This window comes from Streptomyces lucensis JCM 4490, assembly GCF_014650035.1.
GTDB classification, from domain to species: domain Bacteria; phylum Actinomycetota; class Actinomycetes; order Streptomycetales; family Streptomycetaceae; genus Streptomyces; species Streptomyces lucensis.
Genome location: NZ_BMUE01000003.1, coordinates 165,638 through 178,008 on the forward strand (window position 1 = coordinate 165,638; position 12,371 = coordinate 178,008).

The following is a 12,371-nucleotide window of genomic DNA, read 5'->3' on the forward strand; positions in this document are numbered from 1 at the left end:
GCGCGACCGGGCCGCCGGTCCGCGGCCCCGGGGTCACGGGGAGGCGCCCGGCCGCCACGGCGAGTGTGGGCGGACCGCCGGGGGAGCCGGCGACCGGTCAGGATCGGAGAAGCCGTGACGGGCTCCCCCGCCCTAGCGTGGGAGCACCGACGGAACAACGCGTCGGATCACGCGTCACGAAGGAGTGAGTGCCATGACCGCCGGCCTGCAGACGATCATCTACCCGGTCAAGGACGCGGAGCGGGCCAAGGCCCTCTTCACCGCCCTGCTGGGTGCCGAGCCGTTCGTCGACGAGCCGTACTACATCGGTTTCAGGGCCGCCGGCCAGGACGTCGGGCTGGACCCGAACGGGCATGCCCAGGGCCTGACCGGTCCGGTGCCGTTCTGGCACGTCACCGATCTGCGCGAGCGGCTCGCCGCTCTGCTCGCGGCGGGCGCCGAGATCGTCCAGGACGTGCGGGACGTGGGCAACGGCAGGCTCGTGGCCTCCGTCAAGGACCCGGACGGCAACCTGGTGGGCCTGCTCCAGGACCCGGCGGCCTGAGCCACGACCGGCTTTCCCGCGGCCCACATTAGTTGCACACTCAACGACTGGCCGGATCGGTGCTACGGTGCGGGTATGACAGTCAGGACGGCCGACGCCCGGCTCGAGGAACGCTGGCGGGACATCCTCTCGGTCCACGCGCGCACCATGTGCGAGATCGACCGCGCCCTGCACCCGCACGGGCTGGGCGCCAGCGACTTCGAGGTGCTGGACATCCTGGCGTCCGAGTCGCCCGCGGAGGGGGACCAGTGCCGGGTGCAGAACCTCGTCGGCCGGGTCCACCTCAGCCAGAGCGCGCTGTCCCGGCTGATCGGCCGGCTGGAGAAGGACGGTCTGGTACAGCGCTCGGTGTGCGCGGAGGACCGGCGCGGGGTCTGGGTCGCGCTCACCCGCAAGGGCCGCGACCTGCACGCCGAGGTGCTGCCCCTGCAGCGGGCGGTGCTCCAGCGCATGCTGGCCGGACAGGAGCGCTGAGGGGCGTCCGGCATGCCCGCCGGGCCGTCTTCGCGAGGTCAGGCCCGTGACGCGGCTTCGCTGACACCCCCTAGAGCACCAACTCGGCCCCGTCCGTGAGTACCTCGACGCCTTCCGCGGCGGCACGCGCGCGCGCCGGCGAGGAAGGGTCGAGGAGCGGGTTGGTGTTGTTGAGGTGGGTGTAGATCCGGCGTGCGCCGGCATGCCGGGCCAGTGCGGTGAGGGTGCCGTCCGGGCCCGTGACGGGCAGGTGGCCCATGGCCGCCTGCCCCCCGCCGGCCCGGACCGCCGTGCCCATCTCGTCGGCCGCGTGGAAGGTGCCGTCCAGCAGCACGCAGTCGGCCTCGCCGCACAGCCCGTCCAGCGCGGGGCTCCAGGCGCCGACGCAGGGGGCGTAGAGCAGCACTCCCCCGCTGGCCAGGTCCTCGATTCGGTACGCCGTCACCCACGGACCACCGGCGTTCGGCTGCGGCGCGGGCACGTACTTGGGGACTTTCACGCCCACCGGGTGGGCCGTCACGACCAGCCCGCCCGCCAGGACGAATCCGCCGTCGGCCAGGCTGTCCGCCCACTCCCAGGCCGCGTACCGCTCCAGCGCCGTCCGCGCTCCGGCGAGGGCGGCGCGCACCGGTGGGGCCGCGTAGACCTGGAGGCCCGGCGCCCCGCGCAGTTCGGACAGGCCGGTGACGTGGTCCGCCTCGGCGTCGGTGAGCAGCACCCCGCGCAGTGGCGTGTCCCGCGGACCCGGCCCCGGCCACAGGGCGGGCGTGGCCAGGAGCTGGGTGCGCAGGTCGGGCGAGGCGTTCAGCAGCCACCAGTCACGGCCGTTGCCCGTGACCGCGGCGCACTCCTGGGTGCGGGACGGCAGCCGGCCCTCCCGGGCGGACTTGCACAGCCCGCAGGCGCAGTTCCACTGCGGGAAGCCGCCCCCGGCGGCGGTGCCCAGCAGGACGACCCTCACGACATCGGCTCCTTCGCGCTCTCGGGACCTGACCCGACTGGGATCTTCCCTCCCGAAGGCCCGGTGACCACCGGTGGCGGGGAGCAGTTCCGGCCGTCCTGTGAGCGGTGCGCGGCGTCTTCCGCGCCGCGATCATCCGATGATCCGACAGGACAGGGGGTGAGCGGGAGGCCGTCGGTCACCGCTCACCCCCTGTGGCCATCAGCGGGCCAGCAAGGTGCGTACCCCCTGTGAGGTGAGGGTCAGCGCATGGGTGGAACTGCCGTCGATGGCGAGGGAGAGGTCGTCCTCGGGCCACTGCGAGGCGAGCGCGCCGAGCGGTATCAGGCGGTAGCGCGAGACGAACGGCAGCAGGTCGGTCATCTCGCCCTCGGAGGTGAACACCGGGACGACCGGATCGCCGCCGGGCTGTTCGAGGACGGGCAGGGACACGGTCGTGGCGTCGGCGCCCTCTCCGTCCACCGCGTCGTCCGGCACCGGGACGAGCACGTCGGTGCGGGCGAGGGTGTCCAGGGCGACCTGGTCCTCTGCGTTCACGGTCAGCGCGTCCAGCGCCCGCTGGGCGGGCGTGGGCAGGTCGTCGTGTGCGGGTGTCTCCATGGTAGATCCCCTGGTAGCGGCGGTCGTGCGGGCCTCCCGGACGGGTTCGCGCCCGGGCATGCTCCGCCTCGCGTACCCAGTGGGGTCGGGGGCATGCGCTCGGGGCGGGAGAGGTCCCGGCAGGCTTCAGCGGTCGAACTCCTCCTGGATCGGCGTCCTCGGCTCCTCCCTGAAGTGCTGGGAGATCCCGGGCCGGCCACCGCGGCGTGCCTGCTCCGCGCGCTGCGGGGCGTCGCGGCCGGGGTCCGGGTCCTCCGCAACCGGTCCGGTCATCTCCTGACGGCCGGCGTCCTCGTCGTCGGCGTCCTCGTCACCGGTGTCCCCGTCGCTGGTGTCCTCGCCCTCCGCCTGGGACGGAGTGGTGCGCGGCGGCTGCTCGGCCGCAGCGGCGTCCGCATCGGATTCGCCCTCCGCCTGGGAGGGGGTGTACTCGCTCATCAGGGCCTCCCGTCACGTCCGTGCCCGTACGAAGGTCCCGGGTACCCGCCCGTACGGCGTCCCATCACCCGTCGCGGATCAGCGCCCCGATCCGTGAATCCGCCGTCCGCGGCGGGGTACCTGACCGGTCCGGCGCAGCATGCGGCGCCGGCGCAAGGACCGCGGACCATCTCACCGCCTGGAGGAGCCATGGCGGGTGTCAGCCCAACCGATCTGCAGAAAGCCCTGTCCGGCGCGGAGTACCCGGCCGACTCGGAACAGCTCCGCAAGGTAGCCGAGGACAACCACGCGCCGAAGGAGATCACCGAGCGGATCTCCCACCTCGGGAAGAAGGAGTTCCAGAACCCGGCCGAGGTGAGCAAGGAAGTCTTCCGCAACGAGTGACCCGGAGGGAACCCGATCGCGCGCACCCGGGCCCCCGGCCCGGGTGCGCTCCTGGTTCCGCGGCGCCCGGCCGTTCCGGTTGCCCTGACCGGAGGTGACATCCGTCACGCGCCCGGCCGCGACTAAGCGCCCCGGATAGTAGACAGGCCTCCGGCGATAAAGGGGACTTGTCCGACTTGCCATGGCGGCGTTCGACGGGCGCGAGGATGACGCACCACCCGGTCGACGGCTCCCCGCATTCGCCGACACCGGCGCGCCCCTGACGGCACCTCAGCCGGCAGCAAAGATCGCGACAGCAAAGTCGGCACCTCTCGGCCGCCCTGACAAGGCCCCTCCAGACCTACTAGGCGAGGTCGTAGGAAGGGGTCTTTGCGTTCGATGTGAAGCCGTCCTGAGAATGAGCGCTCGGCGATCAACGAGTGAGGTTGACGTATGGGCCAGCATCGCAGGACACAGAAGTACCGGCGGATAGTCGTCACTGCCGTCGCCATCGGCGCCGTGGGTGTGCCATCAGCCGCCCTCGCGTGCACCGACTGGCCGGACGGCACGCAGGACGCGTCGTACGCCGCCCCGACGAGCACGCCCGTCACGCAGTGGCAGCACGTCCAGAGGCATCACCACCGCAACATCGTGGAGACCGGCGCACCGCGGACCACCACGCCGCCCGCGCCCCGGGCCACCGCTGACGCGGGTGCGGAGCACAAGGCCGGCGTCCACAAGAAGGTCCACAAGAAGAAGGTCAGGGTCCACCGGCCGACGAGTGCCGCCGCCGGCACGCCCCGGACGGCCCCGGCCCCCACCCCCTCCGCCTCCACGGCCGGCGCCACACCCTCAGCGCCCGCTGCCGCGCCGAGCGCGCCGAAGGCCACCGCCACGGCTTCCGGGGTCACCGCCCGCATCCTGGAACTCGTCAACGCCGAGCGCGCCAAAGTCGGTTGCCAGGCGCTGACCCTGAACTCGGCGCTGACCAAGGCCGCGCAGGCCCACAGCGCGGACATGGCGGCCCACCAGAACATGTCGCACACCGGGTCCGACGGGTCGATGCCGGGCGACCGCATCACGCGCGCCGGCTATGTCTGGAGCAGTTACGGGGAGAACGTCGCCTACGGCTATGCCACGGCGGACCAGGTCATGGCGGGCTGGATGGCCAGCCCCGGGCACCGGGAGAACATCCTCAACTGCGCGTTCAAGGAGATCGGCGTCGGTCTCGCGCAGCCCAACAGCTACTGGACCCAGGACTTCGGCACGGCCCGGTAGGCGGTCGCGGCAGCCGACGGCGTGGCGCGCGCCGGACCGGCCCGGTCCGCGGCGAAGATGTCGCCCGGTGACGACAGTCGGCTGGGAGGCTGCCATGACGGTGAACCGGGTCGGCCTGGTCGTGCACGGCGGGCGCGCCGAGGCCGTGACCGCCGCGCGGGCCGTGCGCGAGTGGTGCGCCGAGCGTTCCGTGGGGTGCGTGGACATCGACGTGTGGCGGGAGGGCGCCCGGCACAGCGCCCGGGAGGAGGTCGACGCCGCGGGCGACCCCGACCTCATCGTCACGCTCGGCGGCGACGGCACCTTCCTGCGCGGCGCCCGGCTGGCGGCCGGCAACGACGCCCTGGTGCTCGGTGTCGACCTCGGCCGGGTCGGCTTCCTGACGGAGGTCCCCGCACCGGCGGTGCGCGCGGCACTGGACGCGGTCCGGGAGGAACGGATCAGCGTCGAGCACCGGATGCTGCTGACGCTGCGGGCGTCGTGCCGGCTGGAGGTCCCCGCGCACATGGAGGCGCTGCTGCGCTACGGCCGCGGTCCGCGGCTGCCTCCGCCCCCGGTGCGCATGGAGTGCGAGGCGGGCGGCGACTGGGGCGTGGCCCTCGACGTCACCGCCCTGAACGACGTCGTCCTGGAGAAGCTGGCCCGCGACCGGCAGGTGTCGGTCGCGGTCTACCTGGCCGGCCGCCTCCTCGCCTGCTACTCCGCCGACGCGCTGCTGGTGGCGACACCGACCGGCTCCACGGCGTACAGCTTCGCCGCCGGCGGCCCGGTCGTCTCGCCCCGCGCGGAGGGCCTGGTGTTCACACCGGTCGCCCCGCACATGGTGTTCGACCGATCGGTGGTCGCCGCTCCCGACGAGCCCGTCGCGCTCCGGGTGCTGGAACGGTCGGGTCAGGCGGCCGTCAGCATCGACGGCCAGCTGCGCGGGGTGCTCGGACCCGGGGACTGGATCGGTGTGTACGCCGCCCCCCGCCGGCTCAGGGCGGTCCGGCTGGGCCCGATGGACTTCTACGGCCGGCTGCGCGAGCGCATGAACCTCACCGACGCCCCGGCCGCCCTCGCCGACGGGAGCGCCGCTCCGCTGTGGCCGGTGACCACTCCCCCGCCCGGCGACCTCGCCCACCTCGCGCTGCCGTCGGCGCCGCAGGCGGGGTCACGGCCTCCGGGCCGCCCCGGGTGACGGCGCCGGGACCGGTGCGCCGCCAGGGCCGGCGCGCCGCCGAGCGGCACGGCCGCCGACGCCGGTTCAGGGCCGGGCGGGGACGTCCGGGGCCGCGAGGGTCCGCCGGAGCTCCTCGAAGGCGGTGGGGCGCAGCCGCCGCGACAGGAAGTCGCGGATGCGCAGGGCGCACTCCCGCGGTGACAGCACGCCGGTGTCGACGTCCAGGTCGTGTGCTCCGTGCGCGTGGACCCGCTCGTACTGCAGGGCGGCCAGCCCCGGCGGTCGGTCCCCGCGCTCGCGTTCGCGCCGCTCCAGCTCCGGCAGCGGGCAGCGGACGCCGACCAGGACCGTGTCCTCGGGGGCGAGCAGATCGAGGAGGTCCAGCAGTCGCCAGGGGCGGCTGAGCGGATGGTCCACCACGACGTTGTTGCCCGCGGCGGCCATTCCGGCGACGGCGCGGTGGAAGCCCTTGACCGTGCGGTCGATCTCGTCCCGCAGGTTCTCGTCGGCGATGGGCCGACGGCAGCGCATGGCGTGGAAGGCGTCGACCGGCATGTGGAACCAGATCCCGCCGAGCACGTCGAGCAGGGCCCGGGCGATGCTGGACTTGCCTGAGCTGGAGGTGCCGTTGAGCAGGACGACCGTGCCCGTCGCGGGGGTCCCGGGGATGCGTGCGTGGTCCGGGGCGCCCGCGGCCACGGCCGCCGGCGACCGCCGCGCGACGCCGTCCCCGTCTGCTGCAGGCCGATCTCTCACGCGGCCGAGTCTACGGGGCGGCCCGCACGGCGGTCCGGCGGGTGGCGTGCCGCAACTCCCGTGCACGCCACCTGCGTCGGCGGGACCGGTCAGATCTGCCGGGCCCGGTCGGCCCAGTACCGCTCGCGGATGGTCCGCTTCAGCACCTTGCCGTTGGCGCTGCGGGGCAGGGTGTCGACGAACTCCACCCGCTTGGGGGACCGGACACTGCCCAGCCGCTCCTTGCACAGCGCGATCAGCTCGTCACCGCCCACCTGTGAGCCGGGGTTGAGTTCGACGACCGCGGTGACCGCCTCGCCCCAGTCCTCGTGCGGTACGCCGATCACGGCGCAGTCCTGCACGGCCGGGTGGCTCCAGATGACCTGCTCGATCTCGCTCGGGTAGACGTTCAGCCCACCGGAGATGATCATGTCCTTCTTGCGGTCGGTGATGAACAGGTAGCCGTCCCGGTCGAGATGGCCGATGTCCCCCGTGTGCAGCCATCCGTCGACGACCGTCTCGGCCGTCTTCTCGGGCGCCTTGTAGTAGCCCTTCATCACGAGGTCGCCGCGCACGCAGATTTCGCCTGACTGCCCGGCGGGGGCCGGCCGGTCGTCGGCGTCGCGGATCTCGACGGTGATCAGGGGATTGGGCCGGCCGCACGACGCCAGCCGCGAGTCGGGGGCCACCTGTCCGTCGGCGAAGTGCTCCTCGGGCCTCATGAAGGAGATGCCGGCGAAGGCCTCCACCTGGCCGTACCCCTCCGTCAGCACGGGGCCGAACAGCTCGATGGCACGGCGCAGCTTCCCGGTCGACATGGGCGCCGCGCCGTAGACCAGGTAGCGCAGGGAGGACAGGTCGCGCCGCTCGATCCCCGGTGTCTCCATCAGCCGGTAGATGACGGTGGGCGCGAGGAACAGCTCGGTCACGCGGTGCCGTTCGATCGCGTCGAGGACGGCGTTCGGTTCGCCCTTGGGCAGGACCACCACCGTGCCGCCGCGCGCCGTGGTGGTCAGGGAGAAGATCCCGGAGGCGTGGGTCATCGGCAGCGCGGCCAGGTCGACGATGTGCTCGTCGGCGCGGTACTGCAGGGCGATCATCTGGTGGGCGAGGTACACCGAGAAGGAACGGTGGGTGTTCATCACGCCCTTGGGCAGGCCGGTCGTGCCTCCGGTGGACGCGATGGCCACCACGTCGTCCATGTCGTAGTGCACGTCGGGCGGCGTGTCGGGCAGACCGGCCGTCCAGTCCGCCAGCGACGGGGCTTCCGAGGCGTCGTCCTCCAGGCACACGTAGTGCTTGACCTTGGGCAGCCGCGGCGCCAGCTCGGCCACCTTGCCGGCCATCGACGGGTGGTAGAACAGCACCTCGCAGTCGAAGCCGTCGATCACGCCCTGCAGGTCGGAGGCGGGAACGCCGGGGTTGAGCGGCACCCAGGCCAGGCCTGCGCGCCAGATGCCGAGCACGCAGATCCAGGCGACCGGGTCGTTCGGCGACAGCACGCCGGCCTTGGACTCGCGCGCGAGCCCGGACCGCAGGAGCGCGTGGGACACCCGGCAGGACAGCTTTCCGGCCTCGGTGAACGTCCAGCTCCGGCCGCCGCCGACGTACGCGGTGGCGTCCGGGTGGTTGCGCCAGCCCCGGTCGAAGAAATCGATGATCGCCATCAGACCCCCAATATCGTGATGGCGGCGACTGCTTCCTCGCCGCCGTGGAACCCGCCGCAGTTCTCCGCGAGCGCCGTCCGCGCCCCGGGCACCTGCCGGGCGCCCGCGTCGCCCCGCAACTGCCGGACCAGCTCGTAGACCTGGCCCAGTCCCGTCGCGCCCAGCGGATGCCCCTTCGACTCCAGGCCGCCGGACGGATTGACCGGCAGGCGCCCGCCCAGCGTGGTGTCGCCCTTCTCGGCGGCCTCGCCACCGGTGCCGGGATCGCACAGCCCGAGCAGCTCGGTCAGCTGGATCTCGGCGAAGGCCGTCGCGTCGTGCACCTCGGCCACGTCGACGTCCCGCGGCCCGGCACCGGCCTCCTCGTACGCCCGCTCGGCCAGCAGCCGGACGACGTGCCGGTCCAGGGCGTCCAGCGGCCGCTCCACACCGGTGCCGATCACACAGGCCAGGACGCGCACGCTCCGGCCGGTGCCGCTCAGCCGCCGCAGCCCGCGCTCCCCGCACACCACGGCGGCCGCCGCCCCGTCGGTGATCGGGGCGCACATCGGCACCGTCAGCGGATACGACAGCGCCCGGGCCGCGAGGATCTCCTCGACGGTGAGCGGGGTGCGGTGGTGCGCCCTGTCGTTGTGCTCGGCGTGCCGGTGATTCTTCGCCGCGACGGCCGCGATCTGCCGCTGGGTGGTGCCGAACCTGTTCATGTGCGCCCGGGCCATGGCCGCGTAGATGTCCATGAACACGCTGCGCTTGCCGGCGCCGGAGTTGTCGACCTCGCCGCCCAGCGCGGTCAGCGTCGCGGACAGGCCGGCCGGATCCGACACGTCGTAGGCGCCCTCGAAGACCGCCATCGCCCGGCCCCGGTCGGCCACGTTCATCTTCTCCACACCGACGGCGAGCGCGATGTCGGCCGCGCCGGAACGGATCTGGGCGACCGCCAGGTGCAGGGCGGTGGCGCCGGTGGCGCAGGCGTTCTCGACGTTGAAGACGGGAATGCGCTCGAACCCCATCGCGCGCAGGGCGATCTGGCCGCCGACCATGAGCTGCCCCTCGAGCGCGCCCTGGGTCGTGTTCCCGAAGAAGGCCGCCTGGACGTGGCGTTGCTCCAGCCCCGCGTCGGCCAGGGCCTCCCGGACCGCCTCGGCCGTCAGATCCGGCACGCCGCGATCGGTGTGACGGCCGAAGCGCGTCATCCCCACCCCGACGATCCATACCGGCTCCGCCACGAGCTGCTCCTTCGGCTGGTGCGATGGTGTCCGCCGTACCGGGGCGACGGCGCTGACATGAACAGGTGGGGAAAAGACGTCTCAAGTTCTCGGCGTGCCCGGCGTCGTCGCCGAAATCATCGATATCCGGTGGACAATGGGATGTCGCCGAGCGCTCGGACTTTCCGGCGCTCAATTCCCGGGTGGCTTTTCACCTGAATTCCCGGCCACGGTACCGGCGTCGATCAACGCGCCGCAATATGAGAACCGCACGGTCACGGGCGTGTTCCTCACGGCCGGTCCATGTTCCCCCCGGCCTACGGAATGCCGTCCTCGAGCACGCCGACGAGCAGGTCGCGCAGGATGGCGGTTCCGTTGCGGGTCAGTACGGAGGCGGGGTGGAACTGGACGGAGCCGTACCCGGGGCCGCGCAGTGCGTGCACCTCACCACTGCCCGGATCATGGCAGACCCGGATCTCGCCGCGGCGGAAGGGGCAGGAAAGGACGGGCGCGGCCGAGCGTGCGGCGAATGTGTTGTAGAACCCGACGAGTTCGGGCCGGCCGAAGAAGTCGATCTTCTGCTGGGAACCCTGGTTCGGCTCCGGTTTGCGCACGATGTCGAGGCCCAGGAGGGAACTGAGCACCTGGTGGCCGAGGCACACGGAGAGGAACGGGATCCGGGACCGCAGCAGGCCCCGGGTGAGGTCCCGGAGGTGGGCGATCTTGGCGTCCGAGTGCCGGCCCGGGTCTCCGGGGCCGGGTCCCACGATCACTAAGTCCTGGCCGTCGAGTGTGTACGGCTCGTCGAAACGGCGCACCGTGACGTCCAGGCCCAGTGAGCCGAGGCAGTGCCGGGCCATGGAGGTGAAGGTGTCCTCGGCGTCGACGACGAGGAGCCGCCGCCCGGCCAGCCGGCCGACGGGCCGGTCCCGGTCGTCGGGGTCCGCCAGCCAGTAGCCGGCCAGCGTCGCGTTCCGGGTCGCGAGGGCGGCCGTCACGTCCGGGTGCGTCCGCAGGCCAGGCGCCCGGTGCGGCGCCGCGGTGTCCCGCCGTGCCGGGCCTGCGGTGCCCGGGGTGTCGGGGTCGCTGCGCAGGGCGGACAGCAGCCCGGCGGCCTTCGCACGGGTCTCGGCCACCTCGGCCCACGGGGAGGAGTGCCGGACCAGGGTGGCGCCGACGCCGATGGACAGGCCGCCGGTGCGGTCGACGTCCGCCGTGCGGATGAGGATCGACGAGTCCAGGACCGCCTCGCCGTCGCCGTCGCGGCCGATGAGTGCGGCCACACCGCTGTAGTAACCCCGGCCGTGCGGTTCGTACTTGGTGATGACGCGGCAGGCGCTCTCCAGCGGGCTTCCGGTGACCGTCGGCGCGAACAGGGTCTCGCGGAGGATGTCGCGCACGCCGCGGCTGCTGGTGCCCTCGATGAGGTACTCGGTGTGGGCGAGGCGTTCCATCTCCTTCAGGTACGGGCCGCGGACCCGGCCTCCCCGGTCACAGACCCGGCCCATCATCTTCAGTTCCTCGTCGAGGACCATGAAGAGTTCGTCCGACTCCTTGGTGTCCCGCAGGAAGCCCATCACGCCGGCGGGATCGGGTCCGCCCTCGGGATAGCGGTAGGTGCCGCTGATCGGGTTCATGGTCACGGCCCCGCCGGCCAGACTCACGTGCTGCTCCGGCGTGGCTCCGACGAGGTAACGGTCACCGGTGTGGATCAGGAACGTCCAGTAGGCGCCCGGTTCGCGCTGCAGGAGCCGGCGGAAGAAGGCCAGGGCGGTGGCGGCGCCCCACCCGTCCAGCCGGGCCCGGTAGGTGCGCCGGAACACGAAGTTGGCGCCGGTTCCCCGGCCGATCTCGTCCTCGATGATGCGGCGGACGGTGTCGGCGTAGGTGTCGTCGTCGATGTCGAAGCCGTGCTCGTCCATCCTGAGGGGCAGGTCCGGGACGTGCCGCAGGAACTCCTGCCGGGACAGGCCGCACTGTTCCCCGACCGTCAGCGCGATCAGGGGGGTGCCGTCGTCCGGGCAGGTGTAGCCGCGCTCGGCCAGCTGCCGGTAGGGCAGTACGGCGAGGACGTCGTGCCGGTTCGCGCCCGGGGCCTCGGGCAGGGGGAGTTCGGCGAGCGAGGCGGGCCGGGAGACCGTTCCGGTCATCAGCTCCAGCCGGTCCGCTCCGGTGGTCTGCGGCCGGTGCAGCAGGGCGAAGGGCGGTGGCTCGCCGTCGAGGATCCGCCGCAGCAGCGCGTGCGGTCCGCCGGGGGCCGTGTCGTGGGCACCCGGTCTCATGACGGGTTCGCCTCCTCCAGCTGCCGCAGCACGGTGTCGGTGGGCAGTGCCATGCCGCACCGCGTCGCGACGTACTGGAGCGTCATGCGGTGGTCGGCCAGGGTGAAGTCGGCGACGGCGTCGGCCACGACGAACGTCTGGATGTCGTGCGCGTACGCCTCCCCCGTCGTCATGAGGATGCCGACGTGGGCGTAGACGCCGCACACGATCAGCTGGTCGCGTCCCGTGGAGCGCATCAGGTCGAGCAGACTCGTGTTGAAGAAGGCACTCGGCCGCCACTTGGTGAGCACCGTGTCCGTCCCGCCCGGCGCCAGTTCGTCGACGACGGCGCGGTCCCGCGGCCCGGCGGTCATGCCCGGGCCCCAGAAGTCCTTCAGCAGCCCGCGCTGCTCCTCGGTCATGTCGCCCGGCTGGGCGGTGTAGGCGACGGGCACGCCGAGCCGGTCGCAGGCCTGCTTGAGCCGGGTCGCGTTGCTCACCAGCGCGTCCACGGGCGACCGGCCGGCGGGGAACGGCCGCAGGAAGTAGTACTGCATGTCGTGCACGAGCAGCACGGCACGTGACGGACTCAGGGACCACGAGGCCGTGTTGGCCGGCAGGTCACCCTGTGTGGGCATCGGGTAGGGCTCGATCGCGGGGATGGCCACAGCCGACTCCTTTCC

Annotated in this window: 13 protein-coding genes; 5 read left to right on the top strand and 8 right to left on the bottom strand. The window is 72.7% G+C overall.

What is annotated here, in order from left to right:
- Positions 1-193 precede the first annotated feature (193 nt).
- Positions 194-544 (top strand): VOC family protein, encoded by a 351-nt coding sequence (locus tag IE177_RS08725; RefSeq protein ID WP_190014442.1) that lies wholly within the window; start codon positions 194-196, stop codon positions 542-544.
- 75 nt (positions 545-619) lie between these two features.
- On the top strand, positions 620-1,018 hold the full coding sequence (locus IE177_RS08730; RefSeq protein ID WP_190014444.1) for a MarR family winged helix-turn-helix transcriptional regulator: 399 nt from the start codon (positions 620-622) through the stop codon (positions 1,016-1,018).
- Between the two features lie 70 nt (positions 1,019-1,088).
- Here IE177_RS08730 and pqqB read toward each other — a convergent pair whose 3' ends face one another.
- The 3 genes from pqqB to IE177_RS34745 all read right to left on the bottom strand — a co-directional run bounded on the left by pqqB (position 1,089) and on the right by IE177_RS34745 (position 3,017).
- Positions 1,089-1,979 carry a pyrroloquinoline quinone biosynthesis protein PqqB gene (gene pqqB, locus IE177_RS08735; RefSeq protein WP_190014446.1) on the bottom strand — a complete coding sequence of 297 codons (891 nt, stop codon included), beginning with the start codon at positions 1,977-1,979 and terminating at the stop codon, positions 1,089-1,091.
- Positions 1,980-2,180: 201 nt separating this feature from the next.
- Positions 2,181-2,579, bottom strand: a complete 399-nt coding sequence (locus IE177_RS08740; RefSeq protein ID WP_190014448.1) for an SseB family protein — start codon at positions 2,577-2,579, stop codon at positions 2,181-2,183.
- A 126-nt stretch (positions 2,580-2,705) separates the two neighbouring features.
- On the bottom strand, positions 2,706-3,017 hold the full coding sequence (locus IE177_RS34745; protein WP_229815951.1) for a hypothetical protein: 312 nt from the start codon (positions 3,015-3,017) through the stop codon (positions 2,706-2,708).
- Between the two features lie 189 nt (positions 3,018-3,206).
- Here IE177_RS34745 and IE177_RS08750 point away from each other — a divergent pair, with 189 nt between their 5' ends.
- The 3 genes from IE177_RS08750 to IE177_RS08760 all read left to right on the top strand — a co-directional run bounded on the left by IE177_RS08750 (position 3,207) and on the right by IE177_RS08760 (position 5,838).
- The gene (locus tag IE177_RS08750; protein WP_190014450.1) at positions 3,207-3,401 is read left to right on the top strand and encodes a DUF2795 domain-containing protein; all 195 of its coding nucleotides are present in this window, start codon (positions 3,207-3,209) and stop codon (positions 3,399-3,401) included.
- A 432-nt stretch (positions 3,402-3,833) separates the two neighbouring features.
- Entirely contained in the window at positions 3,834-4,658 is an 825-nt protein-coding gene (locus IE177_RS08755; RefSeq protein ID WP_190014452.1) for a CAP domain-containing protein, read from the top strand.
- Between the two features lie 94 nt (positions 4,659-4,752).
- Positions 4,753-5,838: an NAD(+)/NADH kinase gene (locus IE177_RS08760; protein WP_190014454.1), complete on the top strand. Its 1,086-nt coding sequence runs from the start codon at positions 4,753-4,755 to the stop codon at positions 5,836-5,838.
- Between the two features lie 66 nt (positions 5,839-5,904).
- Here IE177_RS08760 and IE177_RS08765 read toward each other — a convergent pair whose 3' ends face one another.
- The 5 genes from IE177_RS08765 to IE177_RS08785 all read right to left on the bottom strand — a co-directional run bounded on the left by IE177_RS08765 (position 5,905) and on the right by IE177_RS08785 (position 12,356).
- Positions 5,905-6,519, bottom strand: coding sequence for a chloramphenicol phosphotransferase CPT family protein (locus tag IE177_RS08765; RefSeq protein WP_190015083.1), 615 nt, complete (start codon positions 6,517-6,519; stop codon positions 5,905-5,907).
- A 146-nt stretch (positions 6,520-6,665) separates the two neighbouring features.
- Complete coding sequence (locus tag IE177_RS08770; protein WP_190014456.1) at positions 6,666-8,222, bottom strand: AMP-binding protein; 1,557 nt, start codon at positions 8,220-8,222, stop codon at positions 6,666-6,668.
- On the bottom strand, positions 8,222-9,448 hold the full coding sequence (locus tag IE177_RS08775; protein ID WP_190014458.1) for a thiolase family protein: 1,227 nt from the start codon (positions 9,446-9,448) through the stop codon (positions 8,222-8,224). The genes IE177_RS08770 and IE177_RS08775 overlap by 1 nt, the downstream gene beginning before the upstream one ends.
- A gap of 296 nt (positions 9,449-9,744) precedes the next feature.
- Positions 9,745-11,709 carry an anthranilate synthase family protein gene (locus tag IE177_RS08780; RefSeq protein WP_190014460.1) on the bottom strand — a complete coding sequence of 655 codons (1,965 nt, stop codon included), beginning with the start codon at positions 11,707-11,709 and terminating at the stop codon, positions 9,745-9,747.
- Positions 11,706-12,356, bottom strand: a complete 651-nt coding sequence (locus IE177_RS08785) for an isochorismatase family protein (protein ID WP_308431544.1) — start codon at positions 12,354-12,356, stop codon at positions 11,706-11,708. Before IE177_RS08785 ends, IE177_RS08780 begins: the two co-directional genes overlap by 4 nt.
- Positions 12,357-12,371 lie beyond the last annotated feature (15 nt).